Annotated in this window: 2 protein-coding genes; both read left to right on the top strand. The window is 45.4% G+C overall.

Annotated elements, in window-relative coordinates:
• Positions 1-1,260 (top strand): cobyric acid synthase (locus tag PGX78_RS07245; RefSeq protein ID WP_270446192.1); only part of this gene is annotated, 1,260 nt, incomplete at its 5' end.
• Positions 1,257-1,648 (top strand): cobalamin biosynthesis protein (locus PGX78_RS07240; RefSeq protein ID WP_270446190.1); only part of this gene is annotated, 392 nt, incomplete at its 3' end. The genes PGX78_RS07245 and PGX78_RS07240, both read left to right, overlap by 4 nt.

The raw sequence follows: 1,648 nt of genomic DNA, 5'->3' as shown, positions 1-1,648 counted from the left end.
ATCATTAACGGGATTCCTGTAGGGAATATGACGGCTCGCGAATATCACTTGTCGTATTGCATGAAGGCTTTTGATGCCGTTAAATCGGCTTTGGCTCGTATGGATGATACTTACGATATACTGGTTATCGAAGGGGCCGGCAGTCCTGCGGAAGTAAATCTGAGAGATACGGATATTGTGAATATGCGTGTAGCCAAGTATTTACAGGCTCCCGTATTTCTCGTTGCCGACATAGACCGGGGCGGATCTCTGGCGGCGCTTGTCGGAACCTTGGCATTGCTCGAGCCGGAAGAACGGGAGCTTGTCAAAGGGCTTGTTATTAATAAGTTTCGAGGGGATATCAGTCTTTTTGAACCGGCAGTCCGGTTCTTGGAAGAAAAGACGGGAAAGCCTGTTATCGGCGTCGTTCCTTATATAGAAAATATGGGGATCGATGAGGAAGATTCCGTGTCCTTACATGATATGAAGCAACAGGTGACGCACGAAGATGTGAATATTGCCGTTGTCATGACACCGAAAATTTCTAATTTTACAGATTTCGACAGTCTGGGACAAGAAGACGGCATCGGCTTATATTATGCGGATACGCCCGAAAAATTAAAGGATGCGGATGTCATTATTTTACCGGGTACGAAGAATACACTTGAAGACTTGCAATATGTGCGAAAAAGCGGCATGGAAGCGGAAATCTTCAAGGCTTTAAAAAAAGGGGCCTTTATCGTAGGTATCTGCGGTGGTTATCAGATGTTAGGAGAGCGTCTTTGTGATCCCCACGGTGTGGAATCGAGCGTTCAAGAGATTCGCGGCCTCGGCCTTTTACAGACGGAAACAGTACTCGTAAATACTAAATTAACGGCACAGGTGCAGTGCCGCTGTGTGAAGTTACGTGTAGGGGACGTAGTGATTGACTGTTCCGGTATGCGAGGGTATGAAATTCATGCAGGTCAGACGGTAATGAAAAGGGAGCAAGTTCGTCCGTTTCTGATTACATCCCGACACGGGCTGGATTGTAGCTTCGAAGACGGAGCCGTATCTGAAAACGGCCATGTCTGGGGGACCTATGTACACGGACTTTTTGATAATGACGATTTTCGTCACGCCTTTATTAATGCCGTGCGTTTGCATAAGGGGTTGAGTCCTTTGACCAGAGGGAACTCCTATTCGGCAAGAAAAGAGGACAACTATGATCGCTTGGCAAACATTGTAGAGACCCATATGAATATGGATAAAATCAGGGAAATTATAAGAGGTGAGCGATGATTACTCTTATAACGGCGTTTATAGTTGACAGTCTTATAGGGGATCCGCAAACCAGGTTTCATCCCATTGCTGCTTTGGGAAGATGTATTGCTGTTTTGGATAAGCTTTTTTATAACCGTAAGTATTCTCAGGGAATGCAGGTTGTCGGCGGCGGAATGGTGTGTCTGCTCATTTTATCCTTTACCTATGCCGTAATGTTTGCAGTTGTTAGCATCTTTGATTTGTTGGCGGTAAGTATATTTGCAGATGTGTTTAAGGGGATTGTCCTGGCTTTTCTCATTTGCCCTAAAAGTCTGGCTCAAGCAGCTACGGCTATTCGTAAAGATTTGCAACAGCGACATTTAGAGGCAGCTCGTCATAAAGTAGGATACATTGTCGGCAGAGATAC

The organism is Megasphaera sp. AF13-6AC (assembly GCF_027685385.1).
Classification (GTDB): Bacteria; Bacillota; Negativicutes; order Veillonellales; family Megasphaeraceae; genus Megasphaera; species Megasphaera micronuciformis.
This window is presented reverse-complemented; position numbering and strand designations above follow the sequence as displayed.